Annotated in this window: 16 protein-coding genes and 1 other RNA gene; 8 read left to right on the forward strand and 9 right to left on the reverse strand. The window is 31.5% G+C overall.

The window, feature by feature from the left end:
- Positions 1-60: 60 nt before the first annotated feature.
- From AAC024_RS05210 to AAC024_RS05225, 4 genes are all read left to right on the forward strand, one after another.
- Positions 61-2,472 carry a thiamine pyrophosphate-dependent enzyme gene (locus tag AAC024_RS05210; RefSeq protein WP_339894157.1) on the forward strand — a complete coding sequence of 804 codons (2,412 nt, stop codon included), beginning with the start codon at positions 61-63 and terminating at the stop codon, positions 2,470-2,472.
- 80 nt (positions 2,473-2,552) lie between these two features.
- Positions 2,553-3,023 (forward strand): hypothetical protein, encoded by a 471-nt coding sequence (locus AAC024_RS05215; RefSeq protein ID WP_339894158.1) that lies wholly within the window; start codon positions 2,553-2,555, stop codon positions 3,021-3,023.
- A 77-nt stretch (positions 3,024-3,100) separates the two neighbouring features.
- Entirely contained in the window at positions 3,101-3,631 is a 531-nt protein-coding gene (locus AAC024_RS05220; RefSeq protein WP_339894159.1) for a sigma-70 family RNA polymerase sigma factor, read from the forward strand.
- Between the two features lie 2 nt (positions 3,632-3,633).
- Positions 3,634-4,431 (forward strand): anti-sigma factor, encoded by a 798-nt coding sequence (locus AAC024_RS05225; RefSeq protein ID WP_339894160.1) that lies wholly within the window; start codon positions 3,634-3,636, stop codon positions 4,429-4,431.
- A 445-nt stretch (positions 4,432-4,876) separates the two neighbouring features.
- Here AAC024_RS05225 and AAC024_RS05230 read toward each other — a convergent pair whose 3' ends face one another.
- The 5 genes from AAC024_RS05230 to AAC024_RS05250 all read right to left on the reverse strand — a co-directional run bounded on the left by AAC024_RS05230 (position 4,877) and on the right by AAC024_RS05250 (position 9,649).
- Entirely contained in the window at positions 4,877-5,371 is a 495-nt protein-coding gene (locus AAC024_RS05230) for a hypothetical protein (protein ID WP_339894161.1), read from the reverse strand.
- Between the two features lie 10 nt (positions 5,372-5,381).
- Complete coding sequence (locus tag AAC024_RS05235; RefSeq protein WP_339894162.1) at positions 5,382-6,680, reverse strand: cell surface protein; 1,299 nt, start codon at positions 6,678-6,680, stop codon at positions 5,382-5,384.
- Between the two features lie 75 nt (positions 6,681-6,755).
- On the reverse strand, positions 6,756-7,313 hold the full coding sequence (locus AAC024_RS05240; protein ID WP_339894163.1) for a DUF4331 family protein: 558 nt from the start codon (positions 7,311-7,313) through the stop codon (positions 6,756-6,758).
- A gap of 31 nt (positions 7,314-7,344) precedes the next feature.
- On the reverse strand, positions 7,345-7,995 hold the full coding sequence (locus tag AAC024_RS05245; RefSeq protein ID WP_339894164.1) for a DUF4331 family protein: 651 nt from the start codon (positions 7,993-7,995) through the stop codon (positions 7,345-7,347).
- Between the two features lie 439 nt (positions 7,996-8,434).
- Complete coding sequence (locus AAC024_RS05250) at positions 8,435-9,649, reverse strand: TlpA disulfide reductase family protein (protein WP_339894165.1); 1,215 nt, start codon at positions 9,647-9,649, stop codon at positions 8,435-8,437.
- Positions 9,650-9,767: 118 nt separating this feature from the next.
- Here AAC024_RS05250 and pheT point away from each other — a divergent pair, with 118 nt between their 5' ends.
- Together pheT and AAC024_RS05260 are read left to right on the forward strand one after the other, a co-directional pair.
- Entirely contained in the window at positions 9,768-12,194 is a 2,427-nt protein-coding gene (gene pheT, locus AAC024_RS05255) for a phenylalanine--tRNA ligase subunit beta (protein WP_339894166.1), read from the forward strand.
- Positions 12,195-12,921: 727 nt separating this feature from the next.
- Complete coding sequence (locus AAC024_RS05260; RefSeq protein WP_339894167.1) at positions 12,922-13,152, forward strand: DUF2007 domain-containing protein; 231 nt, start codon at positions 12,922-12,924, stop codon at positions 13,150-13,152.
- A 335-nt stretch (positions 13,153-13,487) separates the two neighbouring features.
- Here the strand turns inward: AAC024_RS05260 and AAC024_RS05265 are convergent, their stop codons facing one another.
- Positions 13,488-15,113 carry an ABC-F family ATP-binding cassette domain-containing protein gene (locus tag AAC024_RS05265; protein ID WP_339894168.1) on the reverse strand — a complete coding sequence of 542 codons (1,626 nt, stop codon included), beginning with the start codon at positions 15,111-15,113 and terminating at the stop codon, positions 13,488-13,490.
- 299 nt (positions 15,114-15,412) lie between these two features.
- On the opposite strand from AAC024_RS05265, the gene AAC024_RS05270 reads away from it, so the two are divergent.
- Positions 15,413-16,843: a hypothetical protein gene (locus tag AAC024_RS05270; RefSeq protein WP_339894169.1), complete on the forward strand. Its 1,431-nt coding sequence runs from the start codon at positions 15,413-15,415 to the stop codon at positions 16,841-16,843.
- A gap of 118 nt (positions 16,844-16,961) precedes the next feature.
- Here the strand turns inward: AAC024_RS05270 and AAC024_RS05275 are convergent, their stop codons facing one another.
- Together AAC024_RS05275 and ffs are read right to left on the reverse strand one after the other, a co-directional pair.
- A complete protein-coding gene (locus AAC024_RS05275) occupies positions 16,962-17,765 on the reverse strand; it encodes an SDR family oxidoreductase (protein WP_339894170.1) in 804 nt (267 codons plus the stop codon).
- 204 nt (positions 17,766-17,969) lie between these two features.
- An RNA gene (gene ffs / locus AAC024_RS05280) (signal recognition particle sRNA small type) lies at positions 17,970-18,068 on the reverse strand.
- 88 nt (positions 18,069-18,156) lie between these two features.
- Here ffs and AAC024_RS05285 point away from each other — a divergent pair.
- Complete coding sequence (locus tag AAC024_RS05285; RefSeq protein WP_339894171.1) at positions 18,157-19,191, forward strand: glutaminyl-peptide cyclotransferase; 1,035 nt, start codon at positions 18,157-18,159, stop codon at positions 19,189-19,191.
- A 40-nt stretch (positions 19,192-19,231) separates the two neighbouring features.
- Here AAC024_RS05285 and AAC024_RS05290 read toward each other — a convergent pair whose 3' ends face one another.
- Positions 19,232-20,728, reverse strand: coding sequence for an aminotransferase class V-fold PLP-dependent enzyme (locus tag AAC024_RS05290; protein ID WP_339894172.1), 1,497 nt, complete (start codon positions 20,726-20,728; stop codon positions 19,232-19,234).
- Between the last annotated feature and the right edge of the window lie 14 nt (positions 20,729-20,742).

The raw sequence follows: 20,742 nt of genomic DNA on the forward strand, positions 1-20,742 counted from the left end.
AGAGATTAATTGCAAAAAAGATGCTTTTTCACTACTTTTGCAAAACTAAAGCATGAACCTATGCAACCCTTAACCAACTTGAAAAACAATTTATCGTTCGAAGATTTTAAAGCAGAAGTTATAAATGACTATAAAACTGCTATGGTAAGTCGCGAATGTAGTTTACTTGGGCGCCGTGAGGTATTAACAGGTAAAGCAAAATTTGGAATTTTTGGCGATGGCAAAGAAGTACCACAATTAGCATGGGCAAAAGCTTTTATGAAAGGGGATTGGAGATCTGGATACTATAGAGACCAAACCTTTCTGATGGCTATTGGCGAACTTACCCCAGAACAATTCTTTGCAGGTTTATATGCAAATACAAATATAGAACTAGAGCCTATGTCTGCTGGCCGCCAAATGGGAGGCCATTTTGCAACACACAGTTTGAATGATAATGGCAGCTGGAAAGATCTTAGCAAAAAATACAATTCTAGTGCAGACATCTCTCCTACTGCTGGACAAATGCCTCGCTTATTAGGCTTAGCACAGGCATCAAAGATTTACAGAGAAGTTAAAGGTATAAACACAACAAATTTTTCAGTAAAAGGAAATGAAGTCGCTTGGGGAACTATTGGTAATGCTAGTACAAGTGAAGGTTTGTTTTTTGAAACTATAAATGCTGCTGGAGTTTTACAAGTACCTATGGTAATTAGCGTTTGGGATGACGAATATGGCATCTCTGTTCATGCCAAACATCAAACTACTAAAGAAAATATATCGGAAATATTAAAAGGTTTCCAAAGAGATAAAGACCATAAAGGCTACGAGATTTTACGTGTAAAAGGTTGGGACTATGCCAATCTTATTGAAACCTATCAAGAAGCTGCAGCTATTGCTAGAGAAGAACATGTTCCTGTTTTAATACATGTTCAAGAACTTACACAGCCACAAGGGCACTCAACTTCTGGATCTCATGAACGTTATAAAACCCCAGAACGATTAGAATGGGAAGCGAAAAATGATTGTAATGTTAAATTACGAAAATGGATTTTAGAAAGTGGCATTGCCACAAATGAAGCGCTTGTTGAAATTGAAAGAACTGCAAAAAGAGATGTAAAAGAAGCTAGGAAGAATGCTTGGAACACCTTTTTAAGACCTATAAAAAAAGAACATCAAGAATTAATTTCAATTTTAAAGCAAGTTGAATCTAATAGTGTCAATGGTGTTTTTATTTCAAAATTAAAAGATAGTCTAGCAAATATTGACGAACCAACAAGAAAAGACATTTTATCTCATGCTAGAAAAGCGTTAAGATTTACTGTTGAAGAGTCATTTCCTGAGAAAAAAACATTAAGTAATTGGATTAATACTGTTTTTGAAAATGTACAACCTGAGTTTAGTTCGCATTTATATTCAGAAACACAACGTTCTAACACAAGAATTAAAGAAATAAAAGCCGCTTATGATGATGGCGCAGAACAAGTAGATGGGCGAATCATACTCCGTGAAAATTTTGATGCCATTTTAAGCAGTTATCCAGAAGCTTTAGTATTTGGTGAAGATACGGGTAATATTGGCGATGTTAACCAAGGACTAGAAGGCTTACAAGAAAAATACGGAGAACTTCGTGTCGCAGATACTGGTATTAGAGAAGCCACTATTATTGGCCAAGGTATCGGTATGGCGCTTCGTGGTTTAAGACCCATTGCCGAAATTCAATATTTAGACTATATACTGTATGCTATACAAATAATTAGTGACGATTTAGCAACTTTACACTACAGAACAAAAGGAAAGCAAAAAGCACCTTTAATCATTAGAACAAGGGGTCATAGACTAGAAGGTATATGGCATTCTGGTTCTCAAATGGGTGGTGTTTTAAATTTAGTAAAAGGCGTTAACTTATTAGTACCTCGAAACATGACTAAAGCTGCCGGCTTTTACAACACCCTTTTACTTGGTGATGACCCAGCTATTGTTGTAGAATGTTTAAATGGTTATAGACTTAAAGAAAAAATGCCTAATAACCTAGGCACTCTTAAAACACCTATTGGAGTTGTAGAAACTATAAAAGAAGGTACAGATATCACTTTAGTTTCTTATGGCTCTACACTTCGTATTGTTGAACAAACGGCAAAGGATTTATTGGCTGTTGGCATAGATGCCGAAGTTATTGATGTGCAATCCTTAATGCCTTTTGATTTAAATCATGATCTTGTAAAAAGTATTGCCAAAACTAATAGAGTCATGATTATTGACGAAGATGTTCCTGGAGGAGCATCAGCCTATATTTTAGACAAGATTTTAAATGAACAAAACGGGTTTCAGCATTTAGATAGCGCACCAAAAACGGTAACTGCAAAAGCTCATAGACCTGCTTATGGCAATGACGGAGACTATTTCTCAAAACCTTCAGCAGATGATATTTATGAAGCTATTTATGATGTGATGCACGAATTGAGTCCTAATGATTTTCCTAAACTGAGATAACTCAATATTGAAATATAAATTTTTAAACCATTACAACAGTGATGGTTTTTTTATATTTATAGATTAATCAAACCAAGTTCATGAAAGCTGTTTCTGTAGTTACCATAAAAAAAGAATTAAAGCATCTGTCTTCTAACGAATTAGCAGAATTGTGCCTTCGCTTGTCCAGATTTAAAAAAGAAAACAAAGAGCTTCTCACCTATTTACTATTCGAATCTCATAATGAATCTGGTTATATAGAAAGTGTAAAAAGCTATATAGATGATGAGTTTGAATTGATTAATACCAACAGCTATTTTTATATTAGAAAAAGCGTTCGTAAAATATTACGAAACGTTAAAAAATTTATTCGTTACTCACAAAAAAAGGAAACCGAGGTAGAGCTGCTTATCTACTTTTGTGAAAAGTTAAAAGATTTCAAACCTAGTATTAATAGAAGTACACAATTGGTAAATATGTACAATAGGCAATTACTCTTAGCTAAAAAGACTATTGATAAACTGCATGAAGATTTACAGTATGATTTTAATTTGATGTTGGAAGAACTTTAACTGTTAGCTTTTAAAAATTAAAAATAGCTTTCCCTTAGTTTATTATTTAGTACTTTCGAAACACTTACATGCTATGAATGGATTTAGATAACCTTTTAGAAAGATACCAAGCTAAAGACGAAAAGGCTTTTGAAAGACTATACGGTATTTATAGTGATAGCATGCATGGTGTTATTTATAATATTGTGAGAGATCATGACATAGCTGAAGAAGTTATGCAAGATGTATTTATCAAGGTGTGGCATAAAGCAGATAGCTATTCTAAAGAAAAAGGGCGCTTTTTTACCTGGATTTTAAATATTTCCCGAAATGCAGCAATTGATAAAATACGCTCTAAAGCCTTTAAAAAATCAAAGCAAAACCTCAATACAGATTATTTCGTAGATATTATTGAAACTCATGAAAGTTTGGATGACAAAACCGATGCAATTGGTGTAAAAAAGTTTGTAAGTAAATTAAAAGAAAAATGTAAAGAGGTTATAGAACTACTTTATTTTAAAGGTTACACACAAAGTGAGGCATCTGAAGCACTTGATATGCCAATTGGCACAATTAAAACAAGAAATAGAAATTGTATTCAGGAACTTAGAAACATGGTTTTAAATTAATTATGGATATTAACGCATACATAGAATCTGGAATCTTAGAGCTATATGTAGCCGGATCGCTTTCTGAAAAAGAAAATGAAGAAGTCTATGCTCTTATGCAAGAACATCCTGAAATTCTACAAGAAGTTTTAGAAATTGAAGCCGCTATAATTAAACTTACAGCTTCTACTTCACAACGTAGCAATGGCCATATATTACAAAACGTCATGAAAGCACTAGGGTTTGAAGATAATGATATTAAAGTTGTGTCTTTAGTAAAACCAAAGTACAATTGGATTACTTACACAGGTTGGGCAGCTTCTATATTTTTAGCTGCTGGATTATTATGGACAGTAAATCAAAACAAACAATTACAATCTGATATTCAAATTGCAGAAACACAACAATCTTTACTTGAAACACAAATAGAAAACTCTAAAAACAGTCTTACGGAAGCCAATACATTCATTACTGTTTTATTAGACGATAATATTTCTAGAATACCATTGGTAGGACAAGGTACTTTTGCTGATACTTATGCAAAAGTATATTGGGATAAAACTACTGAACGCATATTTCTAGATGCCCAAGGTTTACCAGAGCCACCTGAAGGCATGGTTTACCAAGTATGGTCTTTAAAATTAAGTCCACTTACCCCTACTAGTTTAGGCACTATTGATGACTTTACTACCGACACTAATAAGATTTTTGAAATTGAAAACAGTAACGAAAGTGAAGCCTTTGGTATCACCTTAGAGCCTGCTGGAGGTAGCGCAACCCCTACTATGGAGCAATTATATACTTTAGGTGTAGTAAGTTAGTAATTGGAAACTCAATCAACTTAAAAATGAACATTTATCCTCTAAGTTCTAGTGGATGTTTGAATTTTAATGCATCTATTTATAGTGATAAACTGGGATTATACAATCAGAACTTGATTGTGAACGTTATTGAAATGCTATTATATTAAGAATATATGATCCTGATTGGTGGCGAAATCCAGAGCCTAAAAACAAAGATTACAGAAAAATAAGTGATAGTAGATATACGTTTTTATATTCACTATATGGTGAAGATAAAAAGATATTATCCTAAACTTCTCATAAAAAGAAAGTGCCTGACTATATTTCTATAATCAGACGACTTTCGGTCTAACAATCAAACCAACAAAAATCAAACACTTCAAAAAATTTTTCTTAAAAATGATTTTTTCTTTTCAAATAATTAATTTCCATATAATTTATACATCTCTTTATACTTGAGTATTTAAAAAGTATAAGTTATTGCAGTTTGCATTGAAAAGTTTTGATCTTGTATAAAATAAAAATCATTTACTTCATCATTATTTCCGAATAATTCTGGTTCAATTGAAAACTCAGTATCATTAAAACTTAATAGGTTATTTATTGAAAAAGAAAAAATAAACTTCCCAATACTATAATTTAGGCTCAAATCTAAATAACTAAAATTTTCAAAAAAAATAATGCTGTTTTCATAAAAAGGTTCTTCTTCTAATCGCATATTAATTGAACTCCTAAATTCTTTAGAAACAGCGGTTAACAACTCTAATTTGTAATAAGCATCAGTCGTTTTAAGAAAACTAAAAATTGATTCACCTTGAAAAACGTTATAAAACTTATTAATTTCTACTATTTCAATTGTATCAACATCTTCGATATTCCATGTAGTATTTTGACTATTAGTTTGAGTTCCTAAAAGAATAAATAATGCAATTAGTATTTTAAAAAATGAACCTTTCATAACCTCTATTTTAAAATTCTTTTACCTTTTTTGCGATGATTGGTCCCAACTCAAAAGTGCTTTCCAACAATTCTTTTTTTAATGTTTTAGCCATATCTATCATACCATTTGCTTTATAAATTTTAGCCAAATGATATAAGACTTCAGGCTCAAAAGTTTTACCTACTACATGGTTTTCCATAACTTCCAAAGCAACTTTTATATTGCCTTGATTATAATGTGACCATGCTAACAAATCGTAAGATTGAGCAGTAGGTCTGTTTTTTATTTCTTCTTTAGCAATTTTTAAAGCCTCTTCCGTTTTTTTAAAGTTTTCAGCTAATAACAACACATTATATTTATTATACATAGCACCATATAAATTATTATCAACTGCATTATTATATAATTCTAATTGTATTTCTTTTAGTTTTAAATCACCTTTAAATTCTGCAATTTCAGCTATTAACAAATGGTAATCTGGAACGTTATGTTTCTTTGTAATTGCATTTAAAACGCGTAATGCTTCATCAGGATTTTTCTCATAAGAATACACTATCCAAGCAATGCCTTTTTTAGCATATGCATCATGCGGATTAATTTCTAAAGCTTTTAAATAATATATGTAAGAAGCTTCAATTTCTCCTGCATGCCCATAATAATCTGCTAAATTGGTATATGCCCATTGTATTAATCCGGTGTTCTTAGTAGCTTCTGCTATTAATGTTGCATTCTTTAAATACATAATCGCATCATCTAAATGACCTTCATGATCACTCCATTTTGATAATCTTATGAGATAATCAAAATCCCTAGGATTTTCAATTTTACTTAAATACTGTTTTGCTATTTCTGTATTACCTAATTCTAAATGCACATCAAACAACATTTTTTGTGTAGCTTTTAGCTTATCACCATTAGCTTCTGCTATTTTTAACAGGCCCAAAGCTTGCTTAAATTTGTGTTGCGAAATATAATTTCTAGATAATGATCTTAAATAACTAGAATTTGTATAATTAGTCGCTTCATTTGCTTTAATTAGACTTTTTTCTGCTTGTATTAAATGATTTATATCTCCTGTTTGATTAAATAATAGAGATTGAGATGCTGCAGCTTTTACCAAATATGGAAACTGATTTGGCTCTTTTTCTAGCTTTTCTTCCCAAAATATATAATCTTGTTGCGCAGCATCTTTAATCTCATTTTTTTCTACTTCTAGATAGTGATTGTAATCTTGCGAATGTGTTACTAAAGCTCGTTTGTTAGAATTGTTTTCACATCCCATAACCAGTAATATAATAGCAAAAATTAAGAGGTTGATCGATTTCATTGTAATGTGTTTTTTGTTAGTGATTTTTAAAAAACCCGAGTAGGCTTTAAAAACATACTCGGGAGATGTAACCTATTACCATGGTGAGGCTAAATAGGGAAATGAGACTAAAAAAGGCTTATCGTTACTACTAACATTATCATTAGATAGTGTAGGGTTTTCAGAAAAATCTTCTCCTCCAAAAATTAATAATAACTCAACAGTAATAACATCATCAGCTAAAGCACGACCAGTTAAAACATTTGTGCCATCATAAAATGTTGTAGTGCCGTCAAGTGATACGTTTAACACATCTGTTGCTAAAAGACCTGTGAATGTTGCTGCATCTAACATTAATGCATTTTGATCTCCAGGGTTTGCATAAGCAGGACTCAATCCTAGTAAGTTTGCCTCAAACATACTTTGAAAAGCAGCATTCTGTTCAGAAGGAATAGTTATGTTAAACATATCTTTACTTGAAGAAGAAACAAATACAGTATTTACTGCTGGTCTCCCCATTTGGTCTGCTTGTATATAAGTTCCTGAAAAATCAGGTCCAGAAATCATTGTTGGGTCGTCGTCGTCGTTATTTGAGCAATTAAATACTAAAAATGACACTGTTATTGCTAGGGTAAATATTTTTAAATTTTTCATAATTTATATCTTAATAAGTTAATTGCTGTTATTATTTTGTTTTGGTTTCCACCCAAGTATTAATAGTTCCTAAACCACCAATCATGGCTTTAGGTACTTCAATTACAATAGACATTACATTTGAACCTGCAAAAGTATCTGCTCCTGGATTATTAAATCCTGTTGCTGTACCACCAATAATTGCAGAATACTGTGCAAAATCCATAAAGAATGGATCGTCTCTTGGTCCAGCGAAAAAGCTCATACCAGCATTATTTGCAATCGTAGCACTAGAATCATAACTTGTAATATCTACAACACCACTAGCACTTGCATTGGTTTGTATCGTACTGTTTAACCCTGTTTGCGATGGTGCTACTGGACCAAAAAAGTACATTTTACCATCTCTAGCAATCGCTTGGATTACTAAATCTTCAACATTGTCTCCTGAATTGTCAATGTTAATTTCAACTAATACATTTTCACTAAAAGTTGCATCTCCAGTACTTGACGGACTTAATAGACCCTGTAAGTTTGCTACAAATACTAAATTGTTCGTGTCTTCTCCTTGGAAGGCATAAAAATCGGTGATATCGCTTGTACCACCTTGTACTGCAGGAGCATCTATATGATCTGCTGCGATTGCGAAGAAACTAGCTACTGCTAAAATTCCAACTCCTAAAACTGTTTTTAAATTTTTCATGATTTTTGAGGTTTTTGTTATTATTAATTTTAACTCTCACACTACCTACGGAAAAATAAAAAGAGTGGTTTTGTTAAAATTTTGTTAAAAGAAAATTATATTTCATATTAATAAGACCAATTCCTTCAAACATCCTTAATAATAAGGTGTTATAAAGGGTTGGTAAGGTGAAAAATAATTTAAAAAAAAGAAAAAAGGAGTAGTAAACTTGAAGTAAAACGTTGATAATCTATCCTTAATATTAGTGGAAATTAGATTTTATACAAAGATTATATTGGGTTTTTAGTAGTTCAAATACTTTGTAATTAATTCAATTTGAAATACCATATATTTAATATAGACTACTTATATAAGAGAACATATATTATAGGAAAAACATATTCCAATAATATCTATATTAATTATTAAGAAAGAAACGCTTCAAACAGAAGCATCAGCTTTATTCATTTAATAACTCATCAATAAACCCTTCGAATTCAATCTTAAACTCCATATATTTTTCACCAGTTGCAGGTCCATTAAAACCAGTGTGTATCTTTCTAACTTTACCACTTTTATCAATGAATATAGTAGTTGGATAAGATAGCACATGATTAAGCATCGGTAACTTTTCATTTGCTTTTACTTTACTTGCAGAACCGTGTTGCGCCAGTAGCACTGGATATTCTATACCTACATCTTGCTTTAAACGTTTAATATTTTGAAAGGCTTTTTCTGATGTTTTAACATACTCAAAAGCTAAGGCAACAATTTCTAAACCTTGGTCTTTGTTGTTTTTATAAAATTCAGAATAGTATTTACTTTCATCTAAACAATTTGGACACCACGTTCCCATAATTTGAATTAAAATCACTTTACCTTTAAATCTTTCATCGTTTAAAGACACTATGTTTCCGTTTTCATCTGGAAAAGAAAATGCAACAGTATCATACCCTTCCTTTAAATAGGTTAATTGATTTGCATCTGGTAATTGAAAAGTATCATTTCGCTTTGCTGAAAAAGGTTCTTTCCAATGATTACCAGAATAGAACATACCATTCATAGTGCTATCCTTTACTTCCGCAGTAAATAAAAAGGCATGTGCGCCATCAAAAGTGGATAATTTTAATTGATTACCATTCAACGCACCTTCTAAATAACGATAATCGCCCGTTGTAGTCATAAAAGTTCCGGTAACCTTATTTCCGTTTTGTTTAAAAACACCTTTGGCTATATATCTATCTTCTTCAGAATTTGGGCTAAAAACAGTTTCCCAGTTTCCAGAAACGTCAAAGCTTGAAAGGCTTTCATAAGTTTCAAATCTAGAATCATTCTTTTCTGCCTTAAAATCCATAACTCGATCTAAATTTGGATTTACAAAACGTCCTTTCAAGCTATTATCTTCAATTTTAGCAACCATAAAGCCTTCAAAAACTGGCATTTGAATGTAAACTGAATCGTTTTTGTATTCAATATCATTAACTTCTATTACTTCTTCAGCATTAAAAACTTGTAATTCATTTTCAGAAATGACTTCAAAATTAAAAGGCAAATTCAAAGTATCATCCACCTTCAATTCTGCTCTATATCTACCATTTTCAAGTGCCTTTGTATTCCCTTTTTCCTTACAAGAAAACATTGACGCTGCTAATACTATAATAATTATGTGTTTCATAAAATGAATTTAAAATTTGTTAATCGAAATCATAGCAATATACTAACAAAATACGAGGCTTTATTTGAATGCTAGCTGCAATATTTTATCTTTGCCAATTCAAATAGGATATTGATTTATGCAAATTTCATATAACTGGTTAAAACAGTTTTTAAAAACAGATTGGACGCCAGAACAAACCAGCGAATTACTTACAGATTTAGGACTTGAAGTTGAAGGTATAAAAACCTACCAATCTGTTAAAGGTGGGCTTGAAGGTGTTGTTGTTGGTGAAGTATTAACTTGTATTAAACATCCAAATGCTGATAAACTTAAAATAACAACGGTTAATGTTGGTGGTGAGGCTCCTTTACAAATTGTTTGTGGCGCACCTAATGTTGCTGCTGGACAAAAAGTACCTGTAGCAACTATAGGAACTACTCTATATACTGAAGATGGCGAATCTTGGACCATTAAAAAAGGTAAGATTAGAGGTGAAGAAAGCCACGGTATGATTTGCGCCGAAGATGAATTAGGCTTAGGAAAATCTCATGATGGGATTCTAGTTTTAGATGATAAAATTAAAGTTGGTACGCTAGCTGCTGATATTTTTGATATTGAAAACGACCATGTTTTTGAAATTGGTTTAACACCAAACCGAGCAGATGCTATGAGCCATCTAGGAACTGCTCGCGATTTAAAGGCTGGTTTAGTACAAAAAGATGTTAATTTAGAATTGATTACACCATCTGTAAGTGCGTTTAATGTTGAAAATCGCACTTTAAAAATAGATGTTGATGTTATAAATAAAGATTTGGCACCACGTTATTGTGGTGTTACAATTTCTGGATTAAAAGTTGCCGAGTCGCCTGCTTGGTTACAACACCGTTTAAAAGCTATTGGTTTAAGCCCAATAAATAATATTGTTGATACCACAAATTATGTGTTGCATGATTTGGGACAACCTTTACATGCTTTTGATGCTGTAAAAATTTCAGGAAACAAAATTGAAGTTAAAACGTTAAAGGCTGGAACAAAATTTATCACATTAGATGGTATTCAACGTGAATTACACGAAGATGATTTAATGATTTGTGATAATGACAAACCCATGTGTATCGCTGGGGTTTTTGGCGGTATCAATTCTGGAGTTACAGAAAGTACCACAAGTATTTTCTTAGAAAGTGCTTATTTTAATCCTGTGAGTATCAGAAAATCGGCTAAGCGTCACGGATTAAATACGGATGCTTCCTTTAGATTTGAGCGCGGTATAGATCCAACTATTTGTGAATATGCTTTAAAACGTGCTGCCTTACTAATTCAAGAGATTGCTGGTGGAGAAATAACGAGCGACATTATTGATGTATATCCTAATAAAATTAAGGACTTTGAAGTTCGTTTAAGCTTTGAAAATGCTGAAAAATTAATTGGAGAAGAAATTCCGAAAGAAACGATTAAAGTTATTTTAACCTCTTTAGACATAAAAGTAAATAATGTTACTGAAACTGGTTTAGGATTAACCGTACCAGCGTATAGAAATGATGTTCAACGAGAGTCAGATGTTATTGAAGAAATACTGAGAGTTTACGGATATAACAACATTAAAACGTCAGAAAAACTTAATGCATCTATATCTTCTTCAACACGTTTTGAGGATTACAAAATTCAAAACATTGTTGGAAATCAATTGGCATCACAGGGCTTTTTTGAAATTCTTTCTAATTCGCTTACTACTCCAAATTATGTAGCATTAAGCGAACAATTAAAAGAAGAGCATAACATAACCATGCTTAACCCTTTAAGTTATGATTTATCTGTTTTAAGGCAATCGTTATTGTTCTCTGGTTTAGAAGCGGTATCGTTTAACATTAACAGAAAACGCTCTGATTTAAAGTTATTTGAATTCGGAAAAACATATCATGGTTATGATGATAAACGCGAAGAATTCAAACATTTATCCGTTTTTATTACAGGTAACCAAACTTCTGAAAATTGGCATGGTGATAATAAGAAAACAGATTTCTTTATAATGAAAGGCATCATTGTTTCTATACTTGAACGTTTAGGAATTTCTAGATTTAATGAATCTCCAATTAAAAACGATTTGTTTGCTGAAGGTATCAGTTTTGGTTTAGGAAAAAATAAGTTGGTTGATTTTGGTTTAGTTAAGAAACCTATTTTGAAACATTTTGATATTCTTCAAGACGTTATTTATGCAGATTTTAATTGGGATAGTATTTTAGATGTTATAAAGCATAACAAAATTAAGTTTAAAGTAATTCCAAAATATCCTGAAGTGCGTCGTGATTTTGCTTTACTATTAGATGACAATGTAACTTTTGAATCTATTTATAAAATAGCCAAACAAAGCGAAAAACAATTATTGAGAAACGTAAATCTATTTGATGTTTATCAGGGCAAAAACTTACCAAAAGGTAAAAAAAGTTATGCAGTTAGTTTTACGTTACAAGATGAAAACAAAACCCTTACTGACAAACAAATTGAAAAAATTATGGGTAAACTCCAAAGCAACTTTGAGAAACAGCTTGGAGCTGAATTGAGGTAATCTTATAATTTAAACACATATCCAGAGCTGTCAGGTTTTAAAAACCTGACAGGTCTTTTGAATTAGAAATTCTTTTTATACTTATATGACTATCGGATTTGTTACATAAACTTTTTTTGTCAATCAGGTTATCCTCTTTTTTTCCGGATTATTCGATTTACGGCTAAATTTAGGCCTACACACCCCTTAATCCCCTCTTTTTAGAGGGGAAACGATTTCTTCCCTCCTAGAAAGGAGGGATAGAGGGAGGTGTTTTTTTACAAAACTTAAAAGTTGACTTCATGTGCAAACTATCCGATAGTCATATATACCTATCCTTTTTCAATCCTCCTAATTTCGATAAACTCGAAATAGTCCTCCCTTTAAAATAATAAGGAGGAACAAGTTTGAATTATAATTTTATGGAAAAACAAAAGCAAGAAACTAATATTAATATTTTTCATTAATATTTTGTATTACGAACACTTATATTTAAAAGCGTCTGAAAGGTTTTTCTGTTTTGTGCCTTATACCAATTTAGTTTTAAAATGGTGTATTAATAATTTGAATTGTTTTTTGTTCAGATAAAATAGAAAATATAAGCATAGCATTAGTTACGGTTCTATTTTATATTGAAATATGAGCGAAAAAGAAACATAATTATATGCGGTATTTTAATGCTATATTGGTGTTACTTTGTATTCAAAAATTTTGTATCTTTATAAGACAACCTATAAAACTAATAGCTATGTCTAACTACATTAAAGTATTTACTGGTGAAATTAATATTGCGCAACGTATTATTTCTGATTTAGAGAAAGAAAACATAATTCCTGTTGTGAAAGACCAAACCGATTCTGGACTTACCCCTCTTTTTGGCTCTTCCAATTCGGTACTTAAACAAGTTTTCGTCCATAAAGATGAACTTGAAAGAGCGACTCCAATTATTGAAAACTTGAAAGGAAAATTACAGTCGTAAATATGTTATAGCCGTAATATTATTTTGCTCCTAAAGGCATTAATTATGAATGTTTTGTTTTTGACTTCCTCTATTTTATTGAGATAAAAACCCTTTATTTCTGCGCTATCGCTGAGTTTTACTTAGTGGTAACAAGTGAATTAATTTGTCGATTTTATTTTCAATTTTCTCTAAACACTTTCCAGATACGCTCGTGCCTGCGAACTGATAACTGCAAACTGCGGACTAGTTGCGTTAGGGATTGTAATGGAAAGCCCACAGTGAGGTACGAGCGAGGACTTGTAATGGAAAGCCCGACCCTTTTCGGGTAACGCCCAAAATTATTTTATTTTAGATTAAGCGTTAACCGCATACATTTTATCGCGTAATTCTTTAATCTTCTTGTCTTGCATATACTCATCAAATGTTGTGTAACGATCAATAACGCCACTTGGTGTTAATTCTACAACTCTATTAGCAACAGTCTGTGCAAACTCATGATCATGAGTGGTAAATAAAATAGTGCCCTTAAAGTTTTTAAGGGAGTTATTAAATGCCGTAATACTCTCCAAATCTAAGTGGTTTGTTGGCTCATCTAATTGTAACACATTTGCTCTCATCATCATCATTCTAGATAACATACACCTAACTTTTTCTCCTCCTGATAATACTGATGATTTTTTAAATGCCTCTTCTCCACTAAAAATCATTTTACCTAGAAACCCACGAATATTAACTTCTTCACGTTCTTCTTCAGTAGTTGCCCATTGGCGTAACCAATCTATTAAAGTTAACTCATTATTAAAAAACTCACTATTATCTAGTGGTAAATAGGATTGTGTTGTTGTAACACCCCACATAAATTTACCAGAATCAGCTTTTTCTTTATTATTCAATATTTGATAAAATGCTGTAGTTGCTCTAGAATCTCTAGAAAACACCACCACTTTATCACCTTTGGCTAGGTTTAAATCAATATCTTTAAATAACGTTTCACCTTCTGTGGAAACTGATAAGCCTTCAATATTTAAAATTTGATCTCCTGCTTCTCTATCGCGTTCAAAAATAATAGCTGGATAACGACGACTAGTTCGTCTAATATCACCAATATTAAGCTTTTCAATCATTTTCTTTCTACTGGTTGCTTGTTTACTTTTTGCAACGTTAGCAGAAAAACGACGAATAAATTCTTCCAATTCCTTTTTCTTCTCTTCTGCCTTTTTATTCTGTTGCGCATGTTGTCTTGCGGCTAATTGCGAGGACTCATACCAAAACGTATAGTTACCAGAAAAGTGATTTATTTTCCCGAAGTCAATATCAGAAATATGTGTACAAACGGCATCAAGAAAGTGTCTATCGTGAGATACAACAATCACGCAGTTATCATAGTTTGCTAAAAAGTTTTCCAACCACGAGATAGTTTCGTAATCTAAATCATTGGTAGGCTCATCCATAATCAACACATCCGGATTTCCAAATAATGCTTGCGCCAATAGCACACGGACTTTTTGTTTACCATCTAAATCGGCCATCAAAGTATAATGAAACTCCTCCTTAATCCCCAAATTAGATAACATAGAAGCGGCATTACTATCTGCATTCCATCCATCCATTTCTTCAAACTTAACTTGAAGCTCGCCTATTTTTTCAGCATTTTCATCTGAATAATCAGCATAAAGCGCATCAATTTCAGTTTTAATTTTATGCAATGGTTTGTTACCCATCAAAATCGTTTCTAAAACTGTATGGGCATCATATAAATTATGATTTTGTTCTAAAACAGACATACGCTTACCAGACTCTAAAGACACATGGCCTGAAGTTGGATCTTGTTTTCCTGAAATAATCTTTAAAAAGGTAGATTTTCCAGATCCATTTGCGCCAATAATACCATAACAATTACCATTATTAAAAGTGGTATTAACGTCATCAAAAAGAACACGTTTACCGAATTGAACAGAAAGATTTGATACTGATAGCATAGAGCAAATTTTTATTTTTTTGCAAAAGTAAAAAATTCCATTGGTTAGGCGAAACATCCATAACTAATAATTTACTTATTAAGCAAAAAATCAATATTGGTGCTTCATTACCTGTCCCGATAATTTAGTGATGACAAATAAAAATTATAAGTATAAGCACATGAAACATAGGGAGTCTAATTTTAAGTATTTAAAGCTTTTAAGCGTGTATTTGTTTAGTAAATATTTAACAACGCATTAACAGGACTTTATAAATACAAGCTATATTTTTGTTGGTACAAATCACTCAGAAGGAATTTATGAAGTTATACTTTACTTTTATAATTATTCTTTTAACAATTATGGGTTGCAAAAAAGATAGTGACGAAGCTACCATTAATTTTGCTTACCTAGGTGGAGAGATAATTAACCCGAATACGAATTATATTGTTTTGTCTAAAAACGAAGCCATTATTGATACGGTTAAGTTAGATGGTAGAAACAGATTTCTATATAAAATTGATGATTTAAATGAAGGCTTGTACACGTTTAGACATGGTGGTGATTTTCAACTCATATTACTTGAACCTGAGGATAGCTTATTATTTAGATTAAACACATTAGATTTTGATGAATCACTTGTTTATAGTGGAAACGGAGATAAAAAAAACAATTATTTTATCAATGAGTATTTAGAAAACGAGCAGGAAGAGAAATATATTGTTCAGCTTTGTCAGCTTGATGGTTTTACATTCCAAAAACGTGTAGATTCTTTGAGAACTTCAAAATTAAAAGCATTAGAAAATTTTACCAATAAATATGACCCGTCGCCTTTGTTCTTAAAAATAGCAAAAGCAAATATTGATTATTCTTATTTTTCTAGTAAAGAAGTTTATCCATTTGTGCATTACGGGAAAAATAAAGCTGCAATTTTAAAATCATTAAATGAAGATTTTTACGATTATAGAAAAGCTATTGATTATAATGATGCTTTTTTGAGCAATCATCATAATTATAATAAGTTCTTAAGGTATAATTTGAGCAATTTATCACTTAAAACACATGATAAACACGATCATAATGCATGTTATGATAGAAATTCTTTGTGCTATAATTTAGATAGGCTAAAGCTTATTGATAGTTTAATTACAAACCCAACAGTTAAGGATGAATTACTATATCATTTTGCCATGGGTTTTCTATCAAAAAGTAAAAATGAAGAAAGTAACAATACACTTCTAAAGTCTTTTTTGAGCAAAAGTGAAAGTGAAAAAAGTAAAGCGTTGATGGTGCGTTATACACATTCCATTAACCGTTTGAAAGCGGGTGTAAAACTACCAGAAATTAATCTTATAAGTTATAATGAAGATGATGAAGATGAACTTAAAATTAGTACTCTTATAGATTCTCCTACGGTGCTAAGCTTCTGGTCTCATGCATATTATGAGCATTTTAAGGAAAGTCATTATAAACTAAAAGAACTAAAAGCAAAATACCCAGAAGTAAAGTTTATTGTTATTAATATAGATAATTATGGCTTAGAGAAATCTAAAAGACTATTAGAAGGTCATGGTTTTAATAACACGAATGAATTTAAGTTTAAAAACCCCGAAGAGGCTTTAGAGTTATTTGCTATTTATCCGATGACAAAAACTATACTTGTTGATAAGAATAAAAAGATAATAAACAGTAATACTAATATTTTTTCAGCCCATTTTGAAGAGCAATTACTTGGTTTAATAAATAGGTGATAATTAGATCTTAGAATATAGATTAATAGAAGCTAGATACTAAAGCTTTTTGTAAAAAAAATGTTTCTAAATTCTAATTGTCTAGATTTTTTTGTCTAAATTCTAGACTCTATTTTAATCACAACTTATAGTGCTTCATCAAAAGTTTCTCATAAACCTTATCTGGTAGAATTCGTTTTAAAACAATAGAGAATTTCTGCATAAACTCCCCTACTTTATAATGTCCTTTCGGATTTGGAGTGTTTATAATTTTATAAACCGATTTTGCCATCATATCAGGATTGCTTCCATTATCAACGTGAGTATTCATTAAATCTAAAGTATCTCCATAAGGCTTTTTATATGGTGAATCGTGAAGAAGCGGTGCATGATATCTCCCTGCCGCAATATTGGTTGCAAAATCTCCAGGAGCAACATTAGTCATTTTTATATTAAAGTCCTTAATTTCCATTCTAAAAGCTTCTGTTAAAAGCTCTAAAGCACCCTTGCTAGCACTATAAACACCTCTGTATGGTAATCCCATATAACCGGCAATCGATGTAATGTTTATAATTAATCCAGCATGTTGTTTACGCATTTGAGGCAATACTGCTTTAATAACATTTATTGGTCCGAAAAAATTAGTGTCAAAATTGTTTTTAATTTCAGCGTTCGGGGTTTCTTCAATGGGTCCTGTTATTCCTGCTCCAGCATTATTTATAACAACATCTAATTTTCCTTCTTTATCAATAATGGTATTAACTGTTTCAGAAATAGTGGCTTCATCCTTTACATCTAAAGCAAGAATTGGGAACTTACTTTGTTTATACTTTTCAGGGTTTCTACTCGTGCCATAAACTATAAATCCCTTTTCACTTAAAAACTCACCTATAGATTTACCAATACCTGAAGAACCACCTGTTATTAAAACAACTTTAGACATAATGATTGAAATATTTAATGCTTAAAAATACAATAATAATCATGAGATTCCCATCTTCATGAGAATACAATAAACTAAAAAATCTTGATTCGCCTTAGCTTTCAAGATTTAAGTTTCTATAAAGAGATCCCAACCTTCGTTGGGATGTCCAAAATAAAATATTTTGATGCGCTTAGCTTTCAAAATCTAAATTTTGGGCACAAAAAAAGGCAAGCTACCTACATCACACCGCTACGACCATTTACCTTTGCTTCGTTCCCGATCTGGAGGATTCAACAGGAGCTGGTTGTGTAGGACTTGCCAGTTGCAAAGATACAACCTTTTAAAATTTTCACAATGATTTTTTAAACTGATTTTAAATAAATACCTTGCTTTAAATTATAAATTTAAAATGAAAAGATTCAAATATCTCACAATCATATTTTTAAGTGTATTACTAATTTCTTGTGGTTCAAATTCTGGTCATAAAAAAAGTGATTTCAGCATTAAAACTAATGCAGTGAAAGGCAATATTTCTAATAATGAAACACTACAATTGTCTTTAAAGAACAAAAAAAATCATACTATTGATTCTGTTTCATATCGTTTAAATGGAATTAAAATCAATGCGGCTTCCACCTTAGAGAACTTTAAACTAGGTAAGCAAACCATTGAAGCAACTGTATATTTTGATGACGAAAAACAAACAACCACATCAACAATAACCATTCTAAACAGCGAAATACCTAAAGTGTATACTTATAAAATAATTAATGAATATCCACACGATATAACATCCTATACACAAGGTTTAGAGTTTCATAATGATACGCTTTATGAAAGCACGGGACAACTTAAAGAATCTAAGCTTAGAAAATTAGATTACAAAACGGGTAAGGTTATTAAAGAACTAAAATTAGCAGATGAATATTTTGGAGAAGGACTTACTATTTTAAATAATAAAGTATATCAATTGACTTGGCAAAAGGGTACAGGTTTTGTTTACGATGTTAACACATTTGAAAAACTAAGCAGTTTTAGATATGGTAATAGTAAAGAAGGTTGGGGTTTAAGCAACTATAACAATACCATTTATAAGAGTGATGGCACTGAAAAAATATGGCTGCTAAATTCTGAAACTTTAGTTGAACAAGAGTATATTCAAGTATATACTAATAAAGGAAAAATAATTGGTATAAATGAGATGGAATGGATTGATGGAAAAATATATGCTAATCGCTATCAAAAAGATGGTGTAGCCATTATTAATCCTAAAAATGGAGCTGTTATAGGTGTTGTAGATTTTAAACCTTTAAAAAAATTGGTTAAACAACATGAAGGTTTAGATGTTTTAAATGGCATAGCATACAATCCAAAAACGAAAACTATTTTTGTAACTGGCAAACGCTGGAATAAATTATTTGAAGTTGAGATTGTAGAGAAATAAACACCAATAAAAAATGGATGTTTTCAAACTGGTTTAAGCTTTAGAGTTTAAACCAGTTTTTAGTTATCGTATTTTCTATATCATGATTTCCTTTGTGAACAAACTCGTTCTTTATAGCGTTATACTCGTAATCTTTACCCCAAGTTTCAAAATGCTTCGACACTTCTTTTATTGCATCACAAATAAATTCAATGTCGCCATTAGTCATTGTTGGGTGAATAGACATTCTAATCCAACCTGGGCGCTCCATTAAACAGCCTTCAAGTATTTTTTCCTCAATAGCCTTTGAGGTAAGTTGATCTACATGTAATAAATAATGTCCATACGTACCAGCACAAGAACAACCACCACGGGTTTGCACGCCAAACTTATCATTCAAAAGTTTAACAATCAAATTGTAATGTGCATCATCTATATAAAAAGAAAACACCCCTAACCTATCTTTATGTTCTGGTGCTAAAATTTTAAGATTATCAATTTTAGAAAGACTATCAAAAACTAACTCGTTTAATTCGTGTTCCCGATCTAAAATATTTTGAACACCCATTTTTTCTTTTAATTGAATAGATAATGCTATTCTTATAGCTTGTAAAAAACCAGGAGTTCCGCCATCTTCTCTAGTTTCAATATCATCTATAAAATCATGGTCGCCCCAAGGATTTGTATAACTTACAGTTCCTCCTCCAGGGTTATCTGGTACTAAGTTTTTGTATAATTTTTTATTAAAAATCAATACTCCTGATGACCCTGGTCCTCCTAAAAATTTATGAGGCGAAAATGTAATAGCATCTAGGTATTCATCACCATGTTCAGGGTGCATATTGATATTAACATAGGGTGCAGAACAAGCAAAATCTACAAAACAAAGGCCGTTATTTTGATGCATAATTCGTGCTATCTCATGGTAATTTGTTCGAATACCTGTAACGTTAGAACATCCTGTAATCGCTGCGATTTTTATTGGACAGTTTTTATGTTTTTCAATAAGTTCTTTTAACGTGATTGCACAAGGAAAACCATCTTTATTTGAAGGAATAACTTCTACCCTAGCAATAGTTTCTAACCAAGATGTTTGATTAGAATGATGCTCCATGTGTGACACAAAAATGATAGGGCGTTTCGCTTCAGGAACATCAGTATGATCTTTTAAATTTTCACAAAGTTTAAGCCCTAATATGCGTTGGAACTTGTTTATAGCACCTGTCATACCTGTGCCAACAGTAATTAACACATCATCTTTTGATGCATTTACATGATTTTTAATAATATGTCTAGCCTCATGGTAAGCCAGAGTCATAGTTGAGCCAGTAATAGATGTTTCAGTATGCGTATTAGCTACATAAGGCCCTATTTCGGTAAGTAGCTTTTCTTCTATAGGTCTATATAATCTTCCACTTGCTGTCCAATCTGCATAAATAATTTTTTTTCTTCCGTAAGGCGAATCAAAATATTTATCTACACCAACAATATTATTTCGAAACTGCTCGAAATATTGTTCTAGTTTTGAAGGGTGATTTATTACTGAATCAGTCATCATATCAATTAAGATTT

It is taken from the genome of uncultured Algibacter sp. (genome assembly GCF_963976535.1).
GTDB lineage: Bacteria > Bacteroidota > Bacteroidia > Flavobacteriales > Flavobacteriaceae > Algibacter_B.

What these genes read in the sequence shown, in the direction of transcription:
- AAC024_RS05270 (WP_339894169.1), top strand. Translation starts at nt 15,413, where the DNA reads ATGAAGTTATACTTTACTTTTATAATTATTCTTTTAACAATTATGGGT.
- AAC024_RS05260 (WP_339894167.1), top strand. Translation starts at nt 12,922, where the DNA reads ATGTCTAACTACATTAAAGTATTTACTGGTGAAATTAATATTGCGCAA.
- pheT (WP_339894166.1), top strand. Translation starts at nt 9,768, where the DNA reads ATGCAAATTTCATATAACTGGTTAAAACAGTTTTTAAAAACAGATTGG.
- AAC024_RS05220 (WP_339894159.1), top strand. Translation starts at nt 3,101, where the DNA reads ATGGATTTAGATAACCTTTTAGAAAGATACCAAGCTAAAGACGAAAAG.
- AAC024_RS05275 (WP_339894170.1), bottom strand. Translation starts at nt 17,765, where the DNA reads ATGTCTAAAGTTGTTTTAATAACAGGTGGTTCTTCAGGTATTGGTAAA.
- AAC024_RS05245 (WP_339894164.1), bottom strand. Translation starts at nt 7,995, where the DNA reads ATGAAAAATTTAAAAACAGTTTTAGGAGTTGGAATTTTAGCAGTAGCT.
- AAC024_RS05290 (WP_339894172.1), bottom strand. Translation starts at nt 20,728, where the DNA reads ATGATGACTGATTCAGTAATAAATCACCCTTCAAAACTAGAACAATAT.
- AAC024_RS05235 (WP_339894162.1), bottom strand. Translation starts at nt 6,680, where the DNA reads ATGAAATCGATCAACCTCTTAATTTTTGCTATTATATTACTGGTTATG.
- AAC024_RS05225 (WP_339894160.1), top strand. Translation starts at nt 3,634, where the DNA reads ATGGATATTAACGCATACATAGAATCTGGAATCTTAGAGCTATATGTA.
- AAC024_RS05285 (WP_339894171.1), top strand. Translation starts at nt 18,157, where the DNA reads ATGAAAAGATTCAAATATCTCACAATCATATTTTTAAGTGTATTACTA.
- AAC024_RS05265 (WP_339894168.1), bottom strand. Translation starts at nt 15,113, where the DNA reads ATGCTATCAGTATCAAATCTTTCTGTTCAATTCGGTAAACGTGTTCTT.
- AAC024_RS05250 (WP_339894165.1), bottom strand. Translation starts at nt 9,649, where the DNA reads ATGAAACACATAATTATTATAGTATTAGCAGCGTCAATGTTTTCTTGT.
- AAC024_RS05230 (WP_339894161.1), bottom strand. Translation starts at nt 5,371, where the DNA reads ATGAAAGGTTCATTTTTTAAAATACTAATTGCATTATTTATTCTTTTA.
- AAC024_RS05210 (WP_339894157.1), top strand. Translation starts at nt 61, where the DNA reads ATGCAACCCTTAACCAACTTGAAAAACAATTTATCGTTCGAAGATTTT.
- AAC024_RS05215 (WP_339894158.1), top strand. Translation starts at nt 2,553, where the DNA reads ATGAAAGCTGTTTCTGTAGTTACCATAAAAAAAGAATTAAAGCATCTG.
- AAC024_RS05240 (WP_339894163.1), bottom strand. Translation starts at nt 7,313, where the DNA reads ATGAAAAATTTAAAAATATTTACCCTAGCAATAACAGTGTCATTTTTA.